This window comes from Luminiphilus sp. nBUS_07 (assembly GCF_051201685.1).
GTDB lineage: Bacteria > Pseudomonadota > Gammaproteobacteria > Pseudomonadales > Halieaceae > Luminiphilus.
On the sequence record NZ_CP179213.1, the window covers coordinates 380126 to 397217 of the forward strand.

Below are 17092 nucleotides of genomic sequence, written 5' to 3' on the forward strand. Positions count from 1 at the left end.
AGTGTAAGCCACTTCGGCGTAAATGGCAGCGCCCTCTAAAAACGGTAAATGGCTTCGATACCCCACGTTCGCGGGTCTAAAATACGAATGATCGGTGTTCCAAACACCGCTACGGTCGTTTGGCTGATACCGCTCAGGCGATCTTCATCGGTAATGTTTCGTCCCCACAGGGCGAATTCCCAGCGGTCCTTCGGGTGACTCCAGGCAATGCGACCATTTACCAAGCGGCTATCATCGGTATATCCGCTAATCGATTCAAAATCGGGATTGTAGTTGGCGTCGTCTGCGTCGCGTGTGTTTTCGGCGTAAATGTACTCACCGCGTACCAGCAAATTTCCTGCAGCCAATTTGGGCCGCCAGTTCAGGGTGAGCGTGTAGTTGCCCGCCGTGTCCGCGCTACTATCAAAACGCGTAAGCTCGCCTTTGGCATCGTAAAACTCCCCTGATTTATTCTCTTCTTCACGGTAGGTGGTTAGTGCCGTAAACAAGAGATACTCGGTAATTGACCAGCTTAAGTTTAGCTCTACCCCCTGAACAGACGAGTCGACGTTAATGACGGTAGGAATCGCATTGTCTTGGCCTGGTGGACGAGTTTCTACCGACCGCTGTCGACCATCCACTGACAAATCGAAAAGCGCCAACTGAATTTGTAGTTTTTGATTAAACAAATCTCCCTTGAGACCGAGCTCATATTGCTCTGAATTCTCTGGCTGCAGCGGTTCTTCTGAAGTTTTTATAGCAAGGGAGTCGAAGCCTCCAGCTTTATAGCCGGTGGACGCAGAGCCATAGGCAATCAGTTGCTCACTCAAGCGAAAAGTGGCCACCAGCCGCCCAGTCGTCTTGCTCCAGCTGTCCTTCGCAATGGTGGGACTTGTGGCGGCCCCAGCGTATTCCCCAGAGGCGTCGGTGAAAATTTGGTTACTGACACCGGGGCGAAGGTCGGAAAAAGTTGTGGGTGGAATTAACCAGCTAAACTCCTTGGTATCTTCGCTATAGCGCAAGCCCGCAGTAAGGGATAAACGTTCATTCAGCGCGTACTCGACATCGGCGTAAAAACCGTAGTTCTCAAACTCGCCCTCGTTGATGATAGATTCACTCCAGACTTCGCCCGCGAAAGAGGGTCCAAACAACATGGGCTCTCCTAAAGCGCCAGAAATAAATTCGTACCAAAAATCACCGGATTCACTAATTTCACCGCTGGTAACAGGTATGCCTACTGCACTCAGGGCGATGGCATAGTCGTCTGGTTTCCAAATATGATCCATATTGAAGCCGAAGCCGGCATTGAAATCTTGGGTGACCAATCTTGCGATTGAATCTGCCAATGCGTTGGCCTCAGTCTGTTGATAGGTGTTTTCGTGGCTATAGGTGGCGCCCATCACCGCGTTAATACGATCGGTGTTGTAGTTAAATCGCCACTCGCCGTAAGCAATATCAGAATCTTCAACGTTATTCGTATCGAAGTAGCGCGTGGCATCGGCCGTACCGTCTTCGTCTTGTCTGTTAGTGGTCTCAAAATCGCGATAGTTGGCAATGGCGGTCATAGTCCATTGCGCATTTAAATCTTGAAACCATTTGCCCGTAATGCCCCACATATCGCGGGTTTCCTCGCCATTAATGACATCGTTGGCATACCGCCCACTGAAGGGGCTGGTGTTGAGCGAATAAGGACTGACACCGAGTGCCATACTGGGAGCCTGATCGAAGCGATCGACATCGACGGCCAATTGAAGTGTTGTTGTCTCAGAGGGTACCCACCGCATGGCAAGCCGCCCAGCCCAGTTGCCTTTTTCGGCGGCATCAAATTCGGCGGGTTCGACATTTTCCGAAATACCATCCCGCTGATTTACCAGGGCGTTGGCTCTCAGGGAAAAAGTATCACCGACGGGGATGTTCACCATGCCCTCTAAACGCATGAAGTTATAGTTGCCTGCTCGCAGGCGTGCAAAACCCTCGAAGGTATCACTGGGAGCATTGGGGATCATATTCACGACGCCCGCCGCTGCGTTTCGCCCAAATAGCGTTCCCTGGGGGCCACGAAGAACTTCAACTCGCTCTATATCGGCGAAGGCGACAGTAGTTGCAGCCCGGGGTAAGTAGGCGTCATCGTAAAAAGTAGCAACCGACGGATCTCCGCCGGTTGAAATATTTGGGCTTGAAATGCCGCGAATCTGGTAGCCCTGCTGCGTAAAGCTTTCTCCACCTGCATCAAAGCCCACGATATAGGCGCCTATATCCTGCAAATTAAGTGCGCCCGTATTGATGATATCTCGCTGGGAAAATGTGCTGATCGCAATGGGTACGTCAATCGCTTGCTGCTGCCGCTTTTGCGCGGTGACGAGAATCTCCTCAAGCAATCTAGAATCAGATTGCGCATGAGTGATCCCAGACAAAGCCAAATTTAACGCGGCGACAATGATCGAGGTCGCTCGTAGCATGGGTCAATCCTTGAGTGTGTGAACTGATTTTTTTTATTGAATGACAACATAAGACGGATTGGCCTTAGGCTCAACCGCAGCAATTAGGCACTATGGCGGATATTTAAGCGGTTGCTAAACTGTGAATAGTCAATTTTCCTGGTAATTCATTGAACAGGAAACGCCCAAGGAGAGCTAATTCGCCGCGGGTACTCAGGTGTCCGCGTATACAGACTTCTATAGTGACGGAAGGAGGCGCTTTCTAGTCTGAGCAAAAAAAAAGCGGGCTGTTGAAGCCCGCTCTGATACTTTTTTTAATGCTAAAGCCTATGGTCAAGATTACTCGTCTAAGAAACTGCGCAGGTAATCAGAACGTGTGGGGTGACGCAGCTTACGCAAGGCCTTGGCTTCGATTTGACGAATACGCTCACGGGTCACATCAAACTGCTTCCCGACTTCCTCCAAGGTATGGTCGGTGTTCATGCCAATACCAAAGCGCATGCGCAGTACCTTGGCCTCCCTAGCGGTCAGTCCTGCTAGGACATCTTGGGTCGCTTCAGTCAGGCCTTCTTCGGTGGCCGAATCGACAGGGCTGGATATGGTCACGTCTTCAATGAAGTCACCCAGGTGCGAATCTTCGTCGTCGCCAATAGGTGTCTCCATAGAAATGGGTTCTTTAGCGATTTTCAGTACCTTGCGGACTTTGTCCTCGGGCATTTCCATGCGCTCGCCCAATTCTTCTGGCGTGGGTTCACGACCCATTTCTTGCAGCATCTGCCGTGAAATACGATTGAGCTTGTTAATGGTCTCGATCATATGCACTGGGATACGGATGGTGCGGGCCTGATCAGCAATCGATCGGGTAATAGCCTGTCTAATCCACCAAGTGGCGTAGGTCGAAAACTTATAACCCCGTCGATATTCAAATTTATCGACTGCCTTCATCAAGCCAATATTGCCTTCCTGAATCAGATCGAGGAACTGCAATCCGCGGTTGGTGTACTTCTTAGCGATAGAGATAACCAAACGTAGGTTGGCTTCCACCATTTCTTTCTTGGCACGGCGAGCTCTAGCTTCGCCCATGCTCATGCGGCGATTAATTTCTTTAATCTCAGCCACACTCAAGCCGGTTGCCTGCTCGACTTCACTGATACGCCGCTGCATGCGTTGTATGTCGTCTTTATGCAGCGCGAGGCGTGCACCAATGTCTTTCTTTCTAGCGACTCGAGAAAGCCAACGGCTATCACTCTCGGAGCCTGCAAAACTCTTGATAAATTCTTTGCGATCCATCCGGCATTCGCGAACGGCAATTCGCATAATGGCCCGTTCCTGTTTGCGAATGATGTAGAGAGACTCGCGGGGCTCATCGACCAGTGGATCAAAAACGCGGGGGGTTAGCTTAAAGAACTTAAACAGCTCGCCCAATTTGTTCATTTCCGCGGTCGCAGTTTTGTGACCGTAGCCATGAGTAGCAATGGCTTTTTCAGTTTTGGTGCACTGCCGCTTTAATGCGGTAAATCGCTTCTTTGCCTCAACCGGATCTGGACCTGTCTCGACTTCAGTGTCGTCGTCGTCGGTAGAGTTGGCCGCGGCGGCTTCGGCGGCTTCAGCCATCTCTTGAGCTGAAGGGACGTGCTCTGCCGGATCGAGGTAACCCACTAAAATGTCTGAGAGTTTGCGCTCTTCCTTGGCCACCATGTCATAGGCGTTGCTCAGTTTACGAGCGACACCGGGGTAGTGCGCCATCGCGGCCATGAGCTCACGAATGCCTTCTTCGATGCGCTTGGCGATAACGATTTCGCCTTCACGGGTCAGTAATTCAACGGTACCCATTTCCCGCATGTACATGCGAACAGGGTCGGTGGTGCGTCCGGCTTCGTTTTCAACGGCGGCGAGAGCGGCAGCGGCTTCAGCGGCAGCGATCTCGTCAGCAGACCGATCGCCTTCAGTCAGAATCAACTCGTCAGCATCGGGGGCTTGCTCGAAAACCTGAATACCCATGTCGTTGATCATCTGAATGATGTCTTCAACCTGATCGGGTTCAGAGATGTCTTGAGGCAGGTGATCGTTGACTTCGGCGTAGGTGAGGTAGCCCTGCTCCTTACCCTTAGCAATCAGTGCTTTGAGGCGTGATTGCTGGTGCACTTTTTCGGACATGCGTGGAACCTGTAATTATGTGACAAAAATAAGAGCGGGATTGTAGCGCGCAAAGGCTACTCCGACCATTAAAAAACACCGATTTACGGTTTATTACCAGCTACGGCCCCAAGTCTAGCGCTATTGCGGCGGTTTTTGGCGCCAATAGGGCTTTTCAGCTGAGTCTACCTGCGTCCCGAGAGGCTTCGGATGTCTCGCATTAGGCGCATTAACTCCTGTTTTTCAGAATCGCTGAGGGCTTCATAGGGTTTGGCTTTTAACAGCGCAGCCTCTTGCCTGAGTTGGGTCAACGGACCCTCTCGAAGCAATTGTTGAAATAAGGCATCAGCGAGTTCGGAGAGCTGGTTGGGATCCTCAATAGGCTCCCTGCCTGCAAGGTCTGTCAGCAGCTGGCCTTCCGGTGTGCCATGCCAGAACCCTAGCAGTGATGCGGTAGAAATATCAGGCTGGCTGTTAATGCTCTCAATCACATCAGTCAAAAGCGCAATATCGCGCCGCTGTTCTTTGGGCATTAACGCGGCATCCAGCGTGCTGGCGAGTTGTGGATTGAGTACCAACAGCCCCAGTAGTCTCTGGGTCTTGCTGCCGCTGGTAGGGGTTAAGCTGTCGTGATGAGGCTCAGAGCTTACCCCCTCAGAATCTGGATACGGCTCAATGTCCAACCCGGGCGGTGGCGCGTCATCGTTGTCGTCAGAGGAATAACCTTGATCGACGTCGTGATAGCCCTCAGCCTCACGGGAAAACCCCGACTGGGCGTTGTTTGGCTGATCGACCTGGGGGTCGGGCAGCGGGGCCTGCAGCCGCTTCAGGCTGTCGATGTCGATACCGGTGCGATCTGCAAGCGACTGATACATAAGGGCTTTGAAGACGCCCTCAGGGATGAGGTGCACGTAGGGTGCGGCTTGTTTTGAAAATCGAGCTCGGCCATCCAGCGTACTAATATCTAAGTCTTTGGCTACCCAATCAAACAGGAACTCTTCCAGAGGGGTGGCAGAGGAAAACAGGTGCTCCAAATGCTCTGCCCCTCGAGCGCGCACCAGCGAGTCTGGATCTTCACCGTCGGGAACAAATAAGAAGCGTGCCTGCCGCCCGTCTTGCATGACCGGCAGGGTGCTCTCTAGAGCGCGAAAAGCCGCCTTGCGTCCAGCCTCGTCGCCGTCAAAACAAAACACGACCTCGGGAACGTGGCGGAATAACCGTTCCATATGGGCTTCGCTGGTTGCTGTCCCCAGTGTGGCGACCGCATAGCCAATGCCGTACTGCGCGAGGGCAATAACGTCCATGTAGCCCTCGACGACGACAATACGAGTGAGGCTGCGCTCGGATTTACGCGCTTGGTAAAGGCCGTAAAGTTCGCGTGATTTGTGGAAAACAGGCGTTTCAGGGGAGTTTAAATACTTGGGTTTATCGTCACCAAGCACCCTGCCACCGAAGGCGATAACCCGGCCTCGGGCGTCAAGAATAGGAAAAACAATACGATCGCGAAAACGGTCGTAGGTGCGACCGCGGTCATTGGTGACCAACATGCCACCATCGGTGAGTCGCTTGATTTGCTGCGTGTCGCTGTCGGCGGTCTGGAGCAGGTTGTCCCAGCCTGGTGGGGCAAAGCCGACGCGAAAGGCCCGGGCAATTTCGCCGCTGAGACCTCGACCCTTCAAGTAAGCAACGGCGCGCTTGGCCTCGGGATGCTTCCTAAGGCTATGCTCATAAAAACGCGTGGCTTGTTCCAGCTGCTCGAGGATGGGGCGGTTGGTGTCCTGGGGGGGCGTTTGTCCGGGTCGAAGTTCTTCTTTGGGCACCTGTAACCCGACGGTTTGTGCCAAAGACTCTACGGCCTCAGGAAACTCTAGCCGTTCGTAGTCCATCAAAAACCCAAGGGCGTTACCTCCGGCACCGCAACCGAAGCAGTAATAAAACTGTTTGCCGGGATTTACGGAGAAAGAGGGTGTTTTTTCATCGTGAAAAGGGCAGCAAGCGGAAAAATTCTTGCCGGTTTTTTTAAGCTTCACCCGCCGGTCAATGACCTCGACGATATCAACTCGGTCTAACAAGTCATCGATGAATTTTTGAGGGATGCGTGCCACGAGGCTAGAAGCGGGGCGCGTTCAAATCAGCCGTTGAGCTTGGCCTTAACCAGCTTGGAGACCTCACCCATGTCGGCGCGCCCCTGCATTTTGGGCTTTAGCACTGCCATGAGAGGGCCCATGGCGGCCATGCCGGTGGCGTCAATAGAGGCAAGCGCTTCGTCAATGGCGCTGGCAATTTCTGCCTCGCCTAACTGCTCGGGTAAAAACTCCTGAATTACGGCGATCTCTAGATCTTCTTGCGCCGCTAATTCTTCACGATTGGCATCGCGGTACTGCGTGGCTGAGTCGCGTCGCTGCTTTACCATTTTGTCGAGAATTGTTAACGCTCTGGCGTCGTCAATTTCGATGCGCTCGTCGACTTCGATCCGTTTGAATTCGGACTGAATCAGCCGAATGGTCGCTAGCCGGGGCTTATCCCGGGCTTTCATGGCAGCTTTCATTTCTGCCTTGATTGTAGCGACCAGATTAGTCACGTCGTATTACCAAGAATCAATACAAACGCTGTCGCTTGCGATTTTCGCGCGACATTTTCTTGGCGTGACGCTTAACAGCAGCAGCTGCAGCACGCTTACGGATCGTGGTGGGCTTCTCGTAGTGCTCGCGCTTACGAACTTCAGCGAGTAAACCTGCTTTTTCACACGACCGCTTGAAGCGTCGCAGCGCGACGTCGAAGGGCTCGTTTTCTTTAACCTTAACTGCGGGCATTAACGTTAATTCCTGTTTTTTTACTTGAGTCTGGTAGTTTTTCCACAGCTGTCCTCGGTGACGAGGCCGGCGGCGGGCGCGCAGTATAGGCATCCAGACAGTATTTTGCAAAGGCAATCAACGTGTTACTTTGCCGCGCCTAGGGCTTTAGGAGGTCTGTTTTGAAGGTTTTGGGGATTGAAACCAGCTGCGATGAGACCGGCATCGCCGTTTACGACACCAATAGTGGCTTGTTGGCCGAGGCTTTATACAGCCAGGTTGAGGTGCATGCTGAGTACGGTGGCGTGGTGCCTGAGCTGGCCTCAAGGGACCATATTCGCAAGACCTTACCGCTCATTAATGAGGTGTTAAAGCAGGGCGGGCTGGATAAAAGCGAGTTGGAGGGCATTGCCTACACCGCTGGCCCGGGTCTGATGGGAGCGCTCATGGTCGGTGCCACCCTAGGACGCTCTATGGCCCGTGGCCTCGGCATTCCCTGCTTGGGGGTGCATCACATGGAAGGGCATTTGCTGGCCCCAATGCTGGGAGAGGACCCTCCTGAGTACCCGTTTATTGCGCTGTTGGTAAGCGGTGGGCATAGCCAGCTGGTGCGGGTCGATGGTTTGGGTCGCTACACGCTGCTGGGGGAGTCGGTCGATGATGCAGCGGGGGAGGCCTTTGATAAAACCGCCAAATTGCTCGATTTACCTTATCCCGGGGGCCCTCAGGTGGCAAAGCTGGCTGAGCAGGGCAATCCTGATCGTTTCGATTTTCCTAGGCCAATGGTTCGCCAACCCGGCCTCGATATGAGCTTTAGCGGATTAAAAACTCACACTTTAACGACGGTTCGAGCTTGTCGTGAAGCTACAGGTCTTACCGATCAGGACAGGGCCGATATTGCCTGTGCGTTTGAAATTGCTGTTGTAGAGACGCTGGTGATTAAGTGCCGTAGGGCTTTGGAGCAAGAATCGCTCAAGACCTTGGTCATGGCTGGTGGGGTGAGCGCCAATCGACGTTTGAGGCGGGTTTTGGCTGAAAAGCTGGCGCCTATGGGTGTTGCCGTGCATTACCCGCCCTTGGCGTTGTGCACCGATAACGGTGCCATGATAGCTTATGCAGGTGCGCTAAGGCTCGCGGCGGGACAGCGGGACCCTGATGAGGCTGAGGTGCGGCCACGTTGGCCCATGATGTTGTTGCACCCCCCGGAGGTGGCATGACCGATAAGGTGTTTATAAATGGGCTTCGCGCTGAGACGGTAATCGGCGTCTACGATTGGGAGCGAAACATACGCCAGCCTTTGATCTTTGATCTTGAGATGGCGACTGATAATAGGGCTGCGGCTAAAGACGACGACTTGACCAAGGCCATTGACTACGCCGCGATCTCGCAACGGGTTATTGCCGAGGTGGAGCGTTCATCCTTTATGCTCATCGAAACCCTCGCCGAGCACCTTGCAGCCTTAATTCTCGAGGAGTTTGGTGTGCAGTGGCTGCAATTACGGGTGCTTAAGCCCACGGCGGTTGCCGAGGCCGATGCGGTGGGTGTGCAGATTCAGCGCGGTGATGGTTCTTTTAGTTAGGCTTGCGTAACTTGGTTCAAACTGCGCAGGGCTAAAGCACACAGCTCCAAAACAGGCAGGCCCGAAACACCTAGGCCCAAAACAGACAGGCCCAAAACACCTAGGCCCAAAACAGACAGGCCCAAAACACGCAGACCCGAGACACGGATTACCCACCTTGTTTTGCGATATTGAGTCTACTTTTAGTCGTTGACGAAACCCTTGGTAAGCACTTCAGCAATTGCCGCAATGCGGGATTCTCTTAACGCTTTTCCTAGGGCCGGTCCGGTAAGCCCGGCTTCCAACAATGTTTGAGCTCTCATCGTATTGGCAGCCTCTTTAGCCTGCCGCAAAGCGATGCAGCTGGGGTGCTTTGCCGGGGTGTCTGATTCTAATGCCGCAGCGGCCTCGCAAAATCCATCAAACGGCTCGGGCCGACGGAGTGCGTCAAGGCCCTCCAGTAGTTGCATGCATTCGCTGGAGTCTTGAAGGGCTTGCTTAGTTTGGGGTCGCCAAGTGGTTAGGCGTTCGGCTAGATCCCGAAATTGGTTGGGTGCTTTCCGCGCCTCTGAGGTTGCTCGGGCCTGATTGGCGGGGAGCTCGGAGAGCAAAATAGCCCAGCGGCAATCGGTACGGTTGGTAAATCGGGCGGCACGACTCAGCCGATCAATGCCGCTGGTGACGGCAACGGCGGGCATTAGCGAGGCCATGGCGCCGCACTGCCGCAGCGTCTCAAAGTAGATCTCAGGGTGCTTCTCCCCCAAAGCTCGCTCGGTTTCTACCCAAATTCGCTCGGTGGCGAGGTGCTCAAGTTCTCCCTGAGCCACAATGGTACTCATGAGCTCTAGGGTTTCTTCCGCTACGGTGAAACCCAGGGCATGGTAGCGGGCGGCAAAACGCGCGACCCGAAGCACCCGCAAGGGGTCTTCCACAAAGTGTGGTGACACGTGCCGCAAACATTTTGCTTCAAGGTCCCGTTTGCCATTGTAGGGATCGACCAAGGCGCCGTTGTCGTCCATGGCTATGGCGTTAATCGTGAGATCACGCCTCGCAAGATCTTCCTCGAGGGTTACCGATGGCGCGGCATGCACTTCGAATCCGTGGTAACCGAAGCCGCTTTTGCGTTCGGTTCGCGCGAGGGCATATTCCTCTTGGGTTTCAGGGTGTAGAAATACCGGAAAGTCGCGCCCAACTTGCTTAAAGCCCTGATCCAGCAGGGCTTGAGGGGTACCACCAACGACAACCCAATCAGTTTCGCTGTGGGGGTAACCCAGCAGCTCATCTCGAACGGCCCCGCCCACACGATAAATTCTCATGAGTGATCGCAGCCGTGACTAAAGTACTGATCATTTTCTATCGCATAAACGGTCAGACAGCGTCCCCAGACGCAGCCAGTATCAAGCCCGATAAACTGCTGAGAGTCAGTTTTTCCCTCCAACGACGCCCAATGGCCAAAAAACAGTCGTTCATTGGGCCGTAACCGGTGGGGGTGCTCGAACCAAGGCCTCAACATCTCACCGCACAGGGTTGCCGCTTTTGCTGCGGCACCTTTACTCGCGAAATCCAGACCCGCTGAGGCCGTGCAGTGTCGCATTCGGGTGAAGTAATTTGTAATCGTTCGTAAGCGCGCCAGACCCCTTAAATGTGGCGACCAGCGGTAGGGCTCATTGCCATACATGGCCTTGAAAAACTCGATGCGGCGAGGGCTTCTCAAGATGTCGGCTACCTCTGCGGCATAACCTAAGGCTTCATCACTCGACCAGCAGGGAGGAATGCCGGCATGGGTCATTAGTAGTGGGCCCTTGCGGTGCATAAGGGGCTGTTGTACCAGCCAGTCCAACAGTGTGTTGGCATCTTGGGCCTCAAGAATATCCTCGAAGTTATCGGAGCGGCTCTTTTTACCGACCCCGGCATGGTGGGCAAGCAAATGGAGATCATGGTTGCCCAAAACCACCTTAACCACCGATCGGTGGGCATAAAACCAGCGCAGGGTAGCGAGGTTGTCGCTGCCTCTATTGATGAGATCACCAACGGACCACAGTTGGTCGTGCTGCGGGTCAAAGTTAACTTGAGTCAATAAGGCTGAAAAATCTGCATAGCAGCCCTGTATGTCGCCAATGACATAGGTTGTCACAGGACTACCCCCGGGTGGCGATTTAAACCGGCACTAAACAGCATAATGCTAGCGGCGTCGCGAGGCATTAGACGATTCCAGGCAGCTGAGATAAAGCCACGAACTGCTCCAAATGCAAGGTTTCTGCTCGGGCGGTGGGGGCTACATCGACCGACGCAAAAGCTTCGTCGTTCAACACCCCTTTAAAGTTATTGCGTAACGTTTTCCTGCGCTGGGCGAACGCCATTTGCACGGTTTTTCCTAACCGCACAACATCACAATTCGGGTAGGGTGGTGTCGCGTGGGGTATTAGCCGGACAATAGCTGACTGTACCTTTGGGGGCGGGAAAAAAGCTTCGGGGGGTACATCAAACAGGTGCGACACATCGCAGTAAAATTGTGCCATTACCCCCAATCGTCCCCAGTCCTTGCTGCCGGGCTGCGCAGCCAATCGGGTCACAACCTCGCGCTGCAGCATAAAGTGCATGTCACCGATGATGGCTGCATTTTCAAGCAGTTTAAAAATGAGCGGGGTAGAAATATTGTAGGGCAAGTTCCCCACCACACGAAGGGGTATGTCGTCTGCACGTAAAGCCGCGTAGTCAAATTTAAGAGCGTCCCCGGTATGCAACGTAAATCGCGGGTGTATGCTAAATGCGGCCAACAGCCCCGTGGTGAGATCGCGGTCTAACTCAATGGCATCGAGCTGGCAGCCACTAGTGACCAGTGACTCCGTTAGAGCGCCTTGCCCAGGACCGATTTCAACAATGTGGTCGTCTTTGTTTGCTGAAATAGCTCGGGCAATCGCCTGAATGACACCGTCATCCTGAAGGAAATTCTGCCCGAAGCGTTTACGGGGGGCATGTCCCCCAGTGTTATTTGCCATGTTCTTAACCACTAACTGCCAAATTGCGGTGTCTGTTAACATGACATATTACGCGGTGTTAATAGACAACGCTCCCTTTGGCAACGTTTAAACCGAGAGCCCTGTGACATTAAAGCAGTACTTTATCCTCGTTGATACGATTGCGCGGCTTTCGCTGAAGGCCGAGGCACGGCGTTACTACTTTGGTTTTTGGTGGTGGGTTATTGAGCCACTGCTTTACGTTGCGGTCTTTTATATCGTATTTGAGAAGTTTTTAGGAACCCGCACCCAAGACTTCCTCATGTTTTTAATTGTTGGAAAGTTCACCTTTATTTGGTTCTCCAAAACAGTTAATTACGCGGGTAACAGCCTAATGGGAAACGCCAGTCTCATTGGTCGAATGGATCTGCCTAAAACCTTATTTCCTATGGCCGTTGTTTTGGAGTGCAGTTATCGCCAAATCGCGGTCTTTGCCCTGTTGGGAGTGGCATTGATCATTGATGGGTACTACCCAAATGCCTATTGGTTGTGGGTGTTGCCCCTAATTTGTGTAGAAGCGCTTTTAATTGTGCTCTGTGGGTTCATCGCGTCAGTGTTGGTTTGTGTAAAGCGCGACTTCGCCCTACTTATAAATTTAGGCATGTTGTTTTTATTATTTATGTCGGGGGTCTTTTGGGACCTCAACGACATTGGTAACGAGGCCACACGGGAGGCGGTGTTGCTGTGGAACCCGGTGGCTTTTCTTTTGCATAGTTTCCGACAGGCTCTGCTGTGGCAGCAAACCCCAGATTTAGGACATCTTCTGGGGCTTACGGTGTTTTTAAGCGGAGGACTCTTGCTAGTTGCTAGGGGCATGGCGCGATACCGCTATTATCTGGCTCAGCGGGTGGTGACGGCATGATGCCCGCACTAAAGCTCACCAATGTTGGCATGCGCTTCGCCTTGGATTCCGGGGGCGATGGTGGCCACTTTCAAGCGTTAAGCGAGCTCAATCTTCAGGTTAATCGCGGTGATAAATTGGGGTTAGTCGGTAGCAATGGCGCCGGGAAGTCGACGTTGCTGCGTATTATGGCGGGCATTTATAACCCTGGCAGCGGGACGGTTTGGAGAGCGCCAGAGTTATCGATTGCCCTATTGTCACTGGGGTTGGGCTTTAAAAATGATCTTACTGGCCGCGAAAATGCGCTGTTAGCCGCGGTCTTACAGGGAATGTCCAAGTCAGAAGCCAAGAGTCACTTAAGTGCCATTGGTGAATTCACTGAGCTGGGTCGCTTTTACGATGAGCCGGTGAAAACTTATTCGTCGGGCATGCGAACCCGGTTAGGTTTTGCAACGGGTTTATTACTCGATACCGATATTTTACTGCTTGATGAAATACTAGCGGTGGGAGATCAGAATTTCCGTAACAAAGCCCGTGAAGCGCTAGCGCAGAAAATAACAGCGGATCGTACCGTGATATTGGTGCATCACATTGAACACGCCATTCGGGAGATTTGCAGCCGGGTCGTCTGGTTGGAGCAGGGACAAGTTAAAGCCGATGGTTCAACCTCAGAGGTATTAGAGGCCTATCTGAATTCGGCAAAATAAAAGTCGAAAATGCTTTGTGCCGCCCCACGCAGGCGAAAGTATTTAGACGCATTGAGGGCCGTTTACCTGTTTCGAGGTCAACCCTTACCTGCAGCCATAACCGGTAGACTTAATCTCTCTGAATACGCCCTTTGCCTTCAGTCGCGCAGTGCTTTTTCCATGAAAACGCTATTCGGATCATCGGTGTAACCCGCGAAGAACCCGCGCTCCAAAAAGCCATAACGTTTATAAATTTCTCGAGCCGGTTTAAAAAAATCTTCACAGCCTGTTTCAAGGCGCAGGTACTCATAGTCGCGTTGTTTCGCCACATCCAACACAAATTCCAATAAATGCTTTCCTATGCCCATACCTCTGGCGCTATTAGCGCTGCGCATCGATTTTATTTCTGCCCAAGTCGCCGTGTGTTCCTGAAGAGCGACGCAGCCCACAGGATCGTCGTTTTGCCACATAACCCAAAAACTCACAGCTTCGCCGCGCAGTGAATCTAGGTCGAGGGTGTGCACGCTCTCGGGTGGTGAGGCGCGATACATGTCATCGATATGCTCCTCTAGCAGAGCGATAACTTTTTTTCTGGAAAGATCGTCAGGTTCAATTTTCACAGCTGATGCCTTAACAAAAGAACTTGATGAGACATAAATTTCTCATTTACAAAAGCAGCTATTCTTAGATAGTTCTTGTGTTTTTTTCAATAAACGACAAGTGGCGTGAGTTCTGCGGGCTATCAGCGATGAAAAAGGTTGCCAAGAGCTTGTTGCATTTTAAATCAGGCACTCATCAAGTGTCCCGCCTTGGCCAACAAAGTTTTTGAAAACAATTGGCATACGACCGCGGCCTGTCCATTTGTGGGTTTTACCTTCACTGACAATTTTATACTTTGGTGCGACCTTGCTGCCTTTTTTTGGACCCACCTTTGATTTCTTGGCGGCTAAATTTTTATTGACCTTGGTCTTCTTGGAACTGTTTCGATCCAAATTTTTCAGTGCTTTTTTGTCAAAGTCTTGAGGTGATAATCCCATCTCAGTCATCATGGATGTTAATTTCTTGATGTTAGCCGCTCGGCGTTTACTGTCTTTTGCAGCCTCTCTAGCTTCGGCAACTTCCAGCGCGCTTTGTAAGTTAGCCATCGCTAGTTTGAGCTCTTTGTGATCAATGGCTTTGGCAATACGGTTTGCTGTCGCTTTTGACTTGGCGATAACTTTTATGACGTTCGCTTCTTTCATGGAAAACCTCGCTTTTGTAACAATATAAAGCTTTCTTGAGATCCTTGGAATAAAACGTTGCGGTTTAAAGAGTATTTTTTTGGCTAATAAACGACTTCGCGTTTATGCGGCTTACTTTAAGATAAATCTAATAAAATATAAAAATATAAGAATATAAAAATATAAAAATATAAAAATATTTAAATTTGAAGATGGCGCTAAAAGGAGCGCGCTTAGATTTAAAAGCTTATATCGCGTTGCATGATGTTTTTTTAGGTCGATGTCTTTATGTATTTGATTGGGCGACTGTATGCCGTAACGCTTATATGCCTGGACCCTAATTCCTTGGGTTATGTGGCTCCATTGCTATCTTTTATTATCTTAGTCTCGCCGCTATCCCAATTAAGTTATTTTCGGGGGGCACGAGGGTGGCAATGCTTTCCCATAGTTAGAGCCCGGTAATGACAAAGTGCTATCTTTTAAAAAATGCAGGCGCAAGCTGGGCTTATTTTGGGCAGACGGGTGACACTGCTATTGGTCGAAATTTTGCGCTGCAAGCCAAATTTTTGGCCAAGCTGTTAGCGCGCGTGCGAGACGCCGCCCTCCAGATCGCACGACTTTGAGAGTTTCGTTGGCATCCTCAGTGGGGTACCCCAACAAGTCATCCCAGCTTGGCGTTTTTTGCAGCGCCGCAAAGACCTCCTCGTAGCCGCGCTCCAAATACTGTTGCCAATTTCGCGACTGTAGTTCTGGAGCGAGGGCTAGCTGCCGGCGAAAATGATTAGCTTGGCTCGCCTGCCAGTGAGCCAATTCGGCTCGGGCAAATGCCTGCAACTCGCTGTCGCTCAGCCTAGCAAGTTCATCAATACCTTGTGCCATACCTGCTAAACGCTCAGACGGCTTGAGCCCCTGACTAAGCGTTACATTGTCTCCGATCCACCGGGTAAGCAAGCCCAGACCGCCTTGTGCTGCTATTGGGATCTTCAGAGAGCGCGAGTCTCGTTGCTCAAGTGGGAGGTGAGGGATGGCCCATGAATAATTTAAAACCAATGAGTTAGGGTGTAGGGTAAGGAGCATAAAAGCAAAAAGGCTGTCCTCGCCCCGAAAAGCCGGCATGAAAGGCGGCAATAAATGGCTGGCATCGTAGCCGGTAAGCTGGGACATGACACCGTGTTTGGTAAAAGTTGGTCTGTCGTGACCCAGCCACGACGCTCTTGCATCTACCGTATGCACCAAGCCCTCCGGCACCGAAAGCAGCCGATCTATCGATTCGAGGTCCAGTTCTGATATCCAGTGACCACTGCCGGTTCCGGGGTCGCCCCAGGTGCTGCACTGGGTTTGTAATATGGGAGAATTTGGCGACAGTGATCTTACGAAGGTACCGTTGGCCCCTTGTAGCGTGTTGTCGCCTAAATCCCCGTGGCTTAGTGAGCCTATGCCTTGAGTCAAGGTGGTGCCCAATTGGCGCGCCATAAGAGCAATGGGACTATCTTTGAGGCGATTTTTGGCGGCGTCTTGAGCCTCACGTTCAGGCCAAAATACGGCTTTTCTCTTTGTGATTCCGCCAAAATGCACAGGGCCATCAGGCAGTGGGGATCGCACAGCCTCACAAAGCACATCATCATCGAAAATTAAAATACGCGAGCCAACACCAAGCAGGAGCGCTAAAGACCGCGACAGGCCGTAAGTAGGGAGGTCGCCCCACTGCCCTCTATCGAGTAAAAAGCGAATGCTGTCTTCAAGGCTGGGCTCTGCGGCAATGAGGTGCTGAAGTAATTGCTCCCGGGCTTCGAGCCCAAAGTACCGAATTTGAAAGCTTGCTGTGGCGTTGTGGGTCTCGACCAAAATCCGATTTGCGTCAGCCAGCGCAGTATCTCGGGAGTCATCGATTAGGGTGTAGGCCTCTGGCAGACTTCGTGCAGTGTCTGCTGCCATGCTCTTCAACAGGCGCTCCACGGCTGCAGGTCGATCACAGGTAATAATAAAAACTTGTAGGTTGGCAGGGGTGTGCTGTTCTTGAGGGGCTGTGAGGGTGCGTAAGCTTGCGGATGCCTCTCGCATCAGCCCTGCGTCTCTGATTTGCATGAGGGTGGGTATGACAGGCTCTACTTGCCCGCCAAGCTGGGGCAGCGTGGCAACAAGATGTTCGGCGTGGCTCCGCAGGGTGCGGTAAGCCTCGCAATGGGTGAGGGCAATTTGTACCTCTTTCCTGACGAGCAAGCGCGCCTCTGAATTTGAATCTAGAAGCAGGGTGAGTTCGTCGGAGACATCGACGAATTCTATGCCCGTGAAGCTCCATAGAGCTGATTCGCTCAAATAAGCGGGTGAAGATTGGCTGCCTGCGGAGGCAGTCGGCTGTTCGGGCAAATCAGTAGCGTTGATGTCGGTCATAAATTTTTAGTGGGCAAAAATTGCGAAAGGATCG

At 52.2% G+C, this 17092-nt stretch carries 15 protein-coding genes; 4 read left to right on the plus strand and 11 right to left on the minus strand.

Going from position 1 to position 17092, the window contains the following annotated elements:
* Positions 1-35: 35 nt before the first annotated feature.
* From ACMAZB_RS01700 to rpsU, 5 genes are all read right to left on the minus strand, one after another.
* Positions 36-2438, minus strand: coding sequence for a TonB-dependent receptor (locus ACMAZB_RS01700; protein WP_435219043.1), 2403 nt, complete (start codon positions 2436-2438; stop codon positions 36-38).
* 318 nt (positions 2439-2756) lie between these two features.
* Positions 2757-4574: an RNA polymerase sigma factor RpoD gene (gene rpoD, locus ACMAZB_RS01705; RefSeq protein ID WP_435219045.1), complete on the minus strand. Its 1818-nt coding sequence runs from the start codon at positions 4572-4574 to the stop codon at positions 2757-2759.
* 164 nt (positions 4575-4738) lie between these two features.
* Complete coding sequence (gene dnaG / locus ACMAZB_RS01710) at positions 4739-6658, minus strand: DNA primase (protein WP_435219046.1); 1920 nt, start codon at positions 6656-6658, stop codon at positions 4739-4741.
* A gap of 26 nt (positions 6659-6684) precedes the next feature.
* A complete protein-coding gene (locus ACMAZB_RS01715) occupies positions 6685-7101 on the minus strand; it encodes a GatB/YqeY domain-containing protein (RefSeq protein WP_435220109.1) in 417 nt (138 codons plus the stop codon).
* Between the two features lie 49 nt (positions 7102-7150).
* Positions 7151-7366, minus strand: a complete 216-nt coding sequence (rpsU, locus tag ACMAZB_RS01720) for a 30S ribosomal protein S21 (protein WP_007235576.1) — start codon at positions 7364-7366, stop codon at positions 7151-7153.
* Between the two features lie 161 nt (positions 7367-7527).
* Between rpsU and tsaD the strand changes: the two genes are divergently transcribed.
* Both tsaD and folB read left to right on the plus strand, forming a co-directional pair.
* Positions 7528-8562 carry a tRNA (adenosine(37)-N6)-threonylcarbamoyltransferase complex transferase subunit TsaD gene (gene tsaD / locus ACMAZB_RS01725; RefSeq protein ID WP_435219047.1) on the plus strand — a complete coding sequence of 345 codons (1035 nt, stop codon included), beginning with the start codon at positions 7528-7530 and terminating at the stop codon, positions 8560-8562.
* Entirely contained in the window at positions 8559-8924 is a 366-nt protein-coding gene (folB, locus tag ACMAZB_RS01730; RefSeq protein WP_435219049.1) for a dihydroneopterin aldolase, read from the plus strand. Before tsaD ends, folB begins: the two co-directional genes overlap by 4 nt.
* A 182-nt stretch (positions 8925-9106) precedes the next feature.
* Here folB and ACMAZB_RS01735 read toward each other — a convergent pair whose 3' ends face one another.
* The 3 genes from ACMAZB_RS01735 to rsmA all read right to left on the minus strand — a co-directional run bounded on the left by ACMAZB_RS01735 (position 9107) and on the right by rsmA (position 11902).
* On the minus strand, positions 9107-10219 hold the full coding sequence (locus ACMAZB_RS01735; RefSeq protein WP_435219050.1) for a tRNA nucleotidyltransferase: 1113 nt from the start codon (positions 10217-10219) through the stop codon (positions 9107-9109).
* Positions 10216-11037, minus strand: coding sequence for a symmetrical bis(5'-nucleosyl)-tetraphosphatase (locus ACMAZB_RS01740; RefSeq protein WP_435219052.1), 822 nt, complete (start codon positions 11035-11037; stop codon positions 10216-10218). Before ACMAZB_RS01740 ends, ACMAZB_RS01735 begins: the two co-directional genes overlap by 4 nt.
* A gap of 67 nt (positions 11038-11104) precedes the next feature.
* Entirely contained in the window at positions 11105-11902 is a 798-nt protein-coding gene (gene rsmA, locus ACMAZB_RS01745) for a 16S rRNA (adenine(1518)-N(6)/adenine(1519)-N(6))-dimethyltransferase RsmA (RefSeq protein WP_435219054.1), read from the minus strand.
* Positions 11903-12005: 103 nt separating this feature from the next.
* On the opposite strand from rsmA, the gene ACMAZB_RS01750 reads away from it, so the two are divergent.
* Entirely contained in the window at positions 12006-12782 is a 777-nt protein-coding gene (locus tag ACMAZB_RS01750) for an ABC transporter permease (RefSeq protein WP_435219055.1), read from the plus strand.
* Complete coding sequence (locus ACMAZB_RS01755; RefSeq protein ID WP_435219057.1) at positions 12779-13468, plus strand: ABC transporter ATP-binding protein; 690 nt, start codon at positions 12779-12781, stop codon at positions 13466-13468. The genes ACMAZB_RS01750 and ACMAZB_RS01755 overlap by 4 nt, the downstream gene beginning before the upstream one ends.
* 137 nt (positions 13469-13605) lie before the next feature.
* Here the strand turns inward: ACMAZB_RS01755 and ACMAZB_RS01760 are convergent, their stop codons facing one another.
* From ACMAZB_RS01760 to ACMAZB_RS01770, 3 genes are all read right to left on the minus strand, one after another.
* Positions 13606-14067, minus strand: a complete 462-nt coding sequence (locus ACMAZB_RS01760; protein WP_435219058.1) for a GNAT family N-acetyltransferase — start codon at positions 14065-14067, stop codon at positions 13606-13608.
* Positions 14068-14226: 159 nt separating this feature from the next.
* A complete protein-coding gene (locus ACMAZB_RS01765) occupies positions 14227-14688 on the minus strand; it encodes an H-NS family nucleoid-associated regulatory protein (RefSeq protein WP_435219060.1) in 462 nt (153 codons plus the stop codon).
* 510 nt (positions 14689-15198) lie between these two features.
* Positions 15199-17058 (minus strand): hypothetical protein, encoded by a 1860-nt coding sequence (locus tag ACMAZB_RS01770; RefSeq protein ID WP_435219062.1) that lies wholly within the window; start codon positions 17056-17058, stop codon positions 15199-15201.
* Between the last annotated feature and the right edge of the window lie 34 nt (positions 17059-17092).